The following is a 6,596-nucleotide window of genomic DNA, read 5'->3' on the forward strand; positions in this document are numbered from 1 at the left end:
CATCAGCCGGTATGTCATCTCTCGGCCTGCACGAACAGGCCGAGAGATGACGTGGCGGCTGTCGGTCGCTAGCCGGCGTGCTGCGCCAGGACGTCCTTGGCGTGCGCCTTCCGGCGACGCAGCTCCCAGTAGGCGGTGACGAAGTAGATGACGGTTCCCACGGACGCGACCCAGTAGAACAGCGCCTGCCGGGACTCGTAGGCCGAGACGTCCGGGCTGGACAGGAGCACGACCAGGGCCATCGCGAATACCGCGACGAGGTCCACGATCCAGACGACCCTGAGGACACGGCTGAGCGTGCTGCGGTCCTGGGTATCGACATCGGGGGCGGCCTGCGTCTCATGATAGGCCTGCACCCGCTCGGCGAACACCCTGTCGTCGGCCTCACCTTCGGGGTAACTCTCCGCCGCGCCCATCCTCTTCGCCAGGAGGACGTAGAGGACGATGCTGAGCGCGAAGGCAGGCACGAAGGCGAAGTACACCGGCATCAGGTCGAGGGCCACCGAGGCTGCTGCCAGCCCCAGGGTGATGCCCCAGGTCAGCAGTGCGGGGGTGTTCATGACGTTCTTGTAGCGCGCCCAGAACACCGTCATGCCGAGTCGCGGCAGGATCCAGTAGGAGGCGAAGAGGATGCCGCCGATCGGCACCAGCGTGATCCCGGCATACGTCACGAAGAGCAGGTAGTTGCGATAGATGAAGGGGAAGATGCTGGCCACCAGCACGATCACGCCGATGATCAGGGTCGCCTTCTTCCGTGACAGGGAGGTGACGACCCCCTGCGCTGCCAGCCCGGAGCGGTACAGGTTGGCGTTGGCCGTGGTCCAGCCCGCGACCACCACCACGACCAGCCCGGTGTAGCTCAAGGCGGTGAACGCCACGTTTCCGGGCTCGATGTCCACAATGCTGATCTGCACGATCGTGGCTGCGGCAGCGCCCATGAACCCCGCTGAGATCCATGCCATGTAGTGGCCCAGGAACATCCCGGTGGCGGACATGTATCCGTACCAGCTCTTCTTGGCGTAGCGCAGCAGGGACATGTCGATCAGGCCGGTGTGCGCGAAGCTGTTGGCTCCCCAGGAGTACCCGATGATCCCGAGCAGCGTGATGCCCGCCGCCCCGTCGGGGGTCTCACCGGTGAACACCTCGCTCCCACCGATCTCCAGGAACCCGCTCCACCCGTCGACGACGGTGGACCCGGTGGCCGTCTGAGCGACCGCAGGGAGCATGACGAGACCGCCGACGGCGAACATGGTCATCAACCACGGCGCGCAGATGCTGGCGAACTCGGCGAGAGCGTTGAAACCGAAAGCGGCGACGAGGACGGCGACGCAACCGATGGCCGCCGCGAGGATGATGAAGCTCAGGCTCGTGGGAAAGGCCTCGGTCTGCGGCTCGAAATCGAGGACGAGGTTGAAGGCGGTGGCTGACACCGTGATCATGGCCGCGGAGATGAGCGCGAACAAGAAGGCGTTCACACCGTTGAAGAGCTTGGACGGCACCCCGCCGGCCACACGTTCCAGGTAGGTGTAGACGCTCATCCGTGTGCCCACGGCGATGGGCGCCGCCAAGAAGCGGAAGCTCAGCACCGCCAGCAGGTTGCCGATCGCCAGGCCGATGAGGACATCGACGAGGGATGCTCCCAGGATGACGAAGGTCGCACCGAAGATGAACTCTGTCCCGGCCACGTTCTCGGCGGCGTAGAGCCCCGCGAAATGTCCCGGTCGGTGCGTCTCGTGCTGGCCGGCAGGCAACTGCTCGGCGTCCATCTCCCTGATCTGTTCATCGATGTCGGTTGCAGCATCGTTGGACATCTTCGTCCCTCCCCAGATGAGTTCTCCACAGCGTCGAACACATCAGGTATGGACGACCTGGTGAGGGTTACACGCGGTCGTGGGACCAGCAACCTGGTTCGTCGGGTTCGCGCCACCGGCGTGGTGTGGTTCGGTTACCGGCCCGACCTGTGACGGGAGTGCCTCAGGAGGCGGGCGCCCAGCCCCCTCGCGTCTGAGCCCGGGGAGCTGTGCGCCGGTACCAGTCCAGGCAGAAGAGCACGATGAGGGCGAGGTCGATGTAGTCGCCGCCGTAGTACATGACCTGTGCGCCGGCCCGGGCCTCGGCTGCCTCTACTCCCTCCGGCGGGTGGGCGTAGAGGTGCTTGGACAGGATCGCATGCAGAGCCAGGAACGCGACGAGCACGACGGCGCGCGCAGCATGGCTGACCGGATGCGGCGTGGGGTCGACCTGCAGGACGGCTGCGGTGAACAACCATCCGGCCAGCAGGACGTGCAGGTGGATGAGGAGGTGACCTAGCGTCGAGGAGTGCATCCAGGTCTGCGCGGCCGTGGTGTACAGCAGCCATAGTCCACCGATATTCAGCACCGCTGCCACCGCGGGGTGGCTCAGGACACGCACGGCCATCGTGCCGAGCAGTGCCGTGAGCTGCCGGGCCACCGGGACGGGGAGCCCTCGCAGAGCTGCGGTGACGGGTGACGCGAGGACCAGGAGCAGCGGACCCAGCATCCCCAGCAGCAGGTGCCCCCACATGTGGGCCACGAAGTCGTGGTGCCCGGCAGCTCCCAGCGGTCCCAGCGCCACAAGACAGGCTAGGACGCCGGCAACGGCACACATGGTGCGCCACAGGGGCCACGAGCGCCCGCGTCGACGGCCGAGGACCAGGACCCCGAGATATGACATCAGGAACAGCAGCAGAGCAGCGCCGATGACGCTGCTGGTGACGTCGACCACGGCCCCTGTCTCAGTCTGGTGCACGGCGGGCATCACTCTTCCGCGTGGCAAGGCGCCACGCCACCAGCCCGACGACGAGCGGGAGGGCCCCGGAGGCGAGCCAGGCGACGTCGTAGACCAGGAGATCGTCGACCGGTTGATGCGGACCCGGCCCGGCAACCCCGGCCGGCACGACCTCGTAGCGAACCTGGTGCACGCGGAGCACCTTGTGCACCAGGATGCCGTCGAAGAGCTGGAAGCCCCCGGCGCCGACCAGGACCGCCGGCCACCAGCGCGGGATACCGGGCCCGCGTCGGCGGCGCACGTCGGCGAGAAGGAACAGGCCCGCGACGGTCGCGAACCACCCGAAGGCGTGCAGGACGCCATCGGAGACGAGTCCGACGCGCGTCGTTGACAGGTCGTAGAAGTGGTGCCAGTGCAAGAGCTGGTGGAAGACCACTTCGTCCACGAACGCCGCGACACCGATACCGAACAGCACGCCTGAGGTGAGCAGGCGACGGTCCAGCGGGGAGGAGAAGGTCCCGGGGTCGGTCATCTGCCCGAGACTAGATGGCCGGACAGGGCCCGGCTCGCTGGACTTCCGGTGCCCGACGTCGTCCCCGTGACCCACACGCTGCCGGTCTCATCTGAGCACAGGTGTGACCACTCCCGTCCGGCCGCACACCCACGGATCCGCGCCGTTGTGCGGAATCTGGGGGTTGACGTGAGACGACGCGCACACCGTGAGACACGTGGGTGGAGGTGGCGGGAATCTCCTCGCCACTCCCCTGACCTGCGGTTTCGCAGAGTCTCGCTCTGTTGTGTCAGTACTGTGACAGTTTCTTGCCGGCTCGGCGCCACGCCTGTGCGAGCGCTGGTGACGATGTGACTGAAGGGCGGGTCACACCAGGACGTCGTTGTCCCTACGCTCTCGCATCTGCGTGAGGTCCTCGTCTGGCTTCGGATGGCCGCTGACGGCAGAGAGAATGTGGCTACACTTGTGGCTATGAGTGTGGACGCTGCCATGGCCCTGCGGGATGTGAAGAACCGCCTGTCCGAGGTCGTAGACCAGGTTGAGCGCGAGCACGACAGGGTCGTCATCACCCGCCACGGCAAGCCGGCGGCAGTCGTGATCAGCACGGATGATTTGGCTTCTCTGGAAGAAACCTTGGAGGCCATGAGCCGGCCCAAGCTCATCTCGCAGGTCCGGGACAGTCTCACCGAGCTTGCCGCTGGTGAAGCCGAGGTCTTGGGCAAGGAAGAGATCCTCGCGACGCTTCGCGACTGATGGCTGACGCGTACGAGGTCGCGTGGACCCCCGCGGCCAAGCGTGCGCTGCGGCGCCTGCCTGAGAAGGTCGCTACGGCGGCCATCGAGGTCATCTACGGCCCGCTGGCCGGCAAGTCGCAACGCGTCGGCAAGGCGTTGCGACTCAACCTGGAAGGGCTCCTTATCGCGCGCCGCGGCGACTACCGGATCATCTACCGGATCGACGCGCGAGTCACCGTCACCGCGATCGAGCACCGCGCGGACGTCTACCGGTGACGTCTCGCCTGGCGACGGTGCGGAGGTCAGAGCGGTGACGGGTGTCGCCCGGGAGATGGCATGTAGCCCTCGGCTGCTAGCCATGCCCGAGCACGGCCTCGGACGCGGTCTTCGCTGAAGGCATACCAGCGATCAGCGGCTTCCGGGTGGGGTGCCAGCGCGTCCTTGAACCGGCGGAAGGCACCATCCCCGCTGATGGCAGTGGTCAGTACCTCGGCCAGACGGATACGAGGTGGGATCTGGACCCTTCATTGCACCGTGCCGTGTTCGAGGATGTCCTCACACGCGAGGCGCAGTGCACCCCGACGCTCGCAAAGACCCTCTACGACACGATGCCCGAGCAGTGGGTGCCCGTCCCGGGCGCCGTCGATCTCCTTCAGTGCCTGCGGGCACGTGGCTGTCGAGTTGGGCTCCTGTCCAACACGGGGATCGACCTGCGGCCACGCTTGGGCGACCTGGGCCTGCTGGCCTACTTCGACACCGTGGTCCTGAACTTCGAGGAGGGTCTCGTCAGGCCCGACCCGCGCATCTTCCGGCTCGCCGCGGACCGCCTGGCGGTCGCTGCCAGCGAGTGCCTGTTCGTGGGAGATACCCCGCACACGGACGGCGGCGCCGTGCACGCCGGCATGACCAGCCTCCTGATCCCGCTCGCTGGTGATGAACCTCAACTGCACACGGCCGCAGCACTCCTTGCCGGGAGCTGACGACGCTCCGGGACTCTCCCACGTGGCTCATTGAACGCGGGGGCAAAACCGTCGTGACGCGAAAGATTCTGTGTAGGGCGAACCGGGTAGTCCGTTACAGGCCACGCGCCTCCTCGCGCAGCTGGGGCTCGACGCGCCGGTCGGGGCGGGCACCTGCCTTGTCGGCATAGAACGCGCGGATGCGGTCCATGTCGGCGCTGACGTCTCCGGTCATCTCCAGGGTCGGACCCAGACCTGTCGTCATCGTGGTGCGGTCGACATAGCCGAGCGTCACGGGCATACCGCTCTCGCGGGCGATGCGGTAGAAGCCTGACTTCCAGTGGGTGTGCCCTCCCCTGGTTCCATCGGGTGTGACCACGAGGCCGAAGACCTCGCCCGACCGGACGCGCTCGATGACCTCGTCGACGACGCTGCTCGCGTTCGCCCGGTCGACGGGGATGCCCCCGAGCGCACGCATCAGCGGGCCACGCCAGCCCGTGAAGAGGCTCTGCTTGCCCAGCCACCGGATGTCCATGCCCAGGCGCCAGGTGATCCCCAGCATGAGGACGAAGTCCCAGTTTGAGGTATGGGGTGCACCGACGAGCACCGTAGGCCGCTCTGGTGCAGGGGTGGTGGACAGTTTCCAGCGGCTGAGCGACCAGAAAGCGCGAGCCACAAGGGGTCGAAGCATGGGCATACGGTAGTGGCTGACCGCCTCGCGAGAGCTCTGCGGCGTTCATCCTGACGCGTCAGGAAAGCTCCCTTCCACAGAGGATCCCTATCATCCGGGACTGCTGCACCGGATGGTGACACCTGGGACTGCTGCACCGATAGGTGACAGTGGTTAGTCACGCAGCCTGGTCGGCTGGTGTCGTCATGATGGTCTCGTACTCGATGGGGGTCAACCGGCCAAGAGCGGCTTGTCGTCGGCGGCGGTGGTAGGTCCGCTCGATCCAGGTCACGATCGCGATCCGCAGGCCGTGGCGGGTGGCCCAGGGGCCGCGGTTCAGGACGTTCTTCTGCAGCAGGGCGAAGAAGGATTCCATGGCGGCGTTGTCGCCCGCGGCGCCGACCCTGCCCATGGATCCGACCATGCTGTGGTGGTTGAGAGCGTGGACGAACTTCCTGCTACGAAATTGCGATCCTCGATCGGTGTGAACCACGCACCCGGTGACGTCACCGCGCCGGGCGACGGCATTGTTCAGTGCGGTGACGGCGATCCGCGACTTCATCCTGGAGTCGATGGAGTAGCCCACGATCCGGTTGGAGTACACGTCCTTGAACGCGCAGACATAGAGCTTCCCTTCACCAGTCCAATGTTCCGTGATGTCCCCGACCCACAACTCGTTCGCAGCGTCGGCGGTGAACTCGTGCCGGGTCCGGCCCAACTCATCGATCACAGCGCACCGGTCCTCATGCACCGGCGGGCCGGGCTTCCTCCCGTTCTTGCCCCGCTTCTTACCGAAGGCGGACCACCAGCCGTTGTCCGAGCACAAACGCCACGCAGTCCGCGTCGCCATCAGCTGGCCCGCCTCAGCGGCCTCGTCCACCAGGAACCGGTACCCGAACTCAGGGTCGTCGCGGTGGGCGTTGAACAGGGCGTCCGCGCGGTACGCCGCCGCGAGGTCGGCGTCGGTGACCGGG

Annotated in this window: 9 protein-coding genes; 3 read left to right on the forward strand and 6 right to left on the reverse strand. The window is 66.5% G+C overall.

Features of this window, described 5'->3' with window-relative positions; all coding sequences use genetic code 11:
• Nucleotides 1-68 precede the first annotated feature (68 nt).
• From ACI3EY_RS10445 to ACI3EY_RS10455, 3 genes are all read right to left on the reverse strand, one after another.
• On the reverse strand, nt 69-1,811 hold the full coding sequence (locus ACI3EY_RS10445; RefSeq protein ID WP_405037409.1) for a purine-cytosine permease family protein: 1,743 nt from the start codon (nt 1,809-1,811) through the stop codon (nt 69-71).
• A gap of 163 nt (nt 1,812-1,974) precedes the next feature.
• Entirely contained in the window at nt 1,975-2,745 is a 771-nt protein-coding gene (locus ACI3EY_RS10450) for a cytochrome c oxidase assembly protein (RefSeq protein ID WP_405037408.1), read from the reverse strand.
• Between the two features lie 10 nt (nt 2,746-2,755).
• Complete coding sequence (locus ACI3EY_RS10455; protein ID WP_405037407.1) at nt 2,756-3,280, reverse strand: DUF2243 domain-containing protein; 525 nt, start codon at nt 3,278-3,280, stop codon at nt 2,756-2,758.
• Nucleotides 3,281-3,730: 450 nt separating this feature from the next.
• Between ACI3EY_RS10455 and ACI3EY_RS10460 the strand changes: the two genes are divergently transcribed.
• Nucleotides 3,731-4,012 (forward strand): type II toxin-antitoxin system Phd/YefM family antitoxin, encoded by a 282-nt coding sequence (locus ACI3EY_RS10460; RefSeq protein ID WP_405040372.1) that lies wholly within the window; start codon nt 3,731-3,733, stop codon nt 4,010-4,012.
• Entirely contained in the window at nt 4,012-4,269 is a 258-nt protein-coding gene (locus ACI3EY_RS10465) for a type II toxin-antitoxin system RelE family toxin (protein WP_405040373.1), read from the forward strand. The genes ACI3EY_RS10460 and ACI3EY_RS10465 overlap by 1 nt, the downstream gene beginning before the upstream one ends.
• Before the next feature lie 26 nt (nt 4,270-4,295).
• Here ACI3EY_RS10465 and ACI3EY_RS10470 read toward each other — a convergent pair whose 3' ends face one another.
• Nucleotides 4,296-4,508, reverse strand: coding sequence for a UPF0158 family protein (locus ACI3EY_RS10470; protein ID WP_405040377.1), 213 nt, complete (start codon nt 4,506-4,508; stop codon nt 4,296-4,298).
• A gap of 24 nt (nt 4,509-4,532) precedes the next feature.
• Between ACI3EY_RS10470 and ACI3EY_RS10475 the strand changes: the two genes are divergently transcribed.
• Nucleotides 4,533-4,973, forward strand: a complete 441-nt coding sequence (locus ACI3EY_RS10475; protein ID WP_405040378.1) for an HAD family hydrolase — start codon at nt 4,533-4,535, stop codon at nt 4,971-4,973.
• A 94-nt stretch (nt 4,974-5,067) separates the two neighbouring features.
• Here the strand turns inward: ACI3EY_RS10475 and ACI3EY_RS10480 are convergent, their stop codons facing one another.
• Both ACI3EY_RS10480 and ACI3EY_RS10485 read right to left on the reverse strand, forming a co-directional pair.
• On the reverse strand, nt 5,068-5,643 hold the full coding sequence (locus ACI3EY_RS10480) for a 1-acyl-sn-glycerol-3-phosphate acyltransferase (protein WP_405040374.1): 576 nt from the start codon (nt 5,641-5,643) through the stop codon (nt 5,068-5,070).
• A gap of 157 nt (nt 5,644-5,800) precedes the next feature.
• The coding region (locus tag ACI3EY_RS10485) for an IS3 family transposase (protein WP_405040375.1) at nt 5,801-6,596 on the reverse strand (796 nt) is incomplete at its 5' end.

The sequence above is a fragment of the Serinicoccus shuyuelongi genome, assembly GCF_045032955.1.
In the GTDB taxonomy this organism is placed as follows: domain Bacteria; phylum Actinomycetota; class Actinomycetes; order Actinomycetales; family Dermatophilaceae; genus Ornithinicoccus.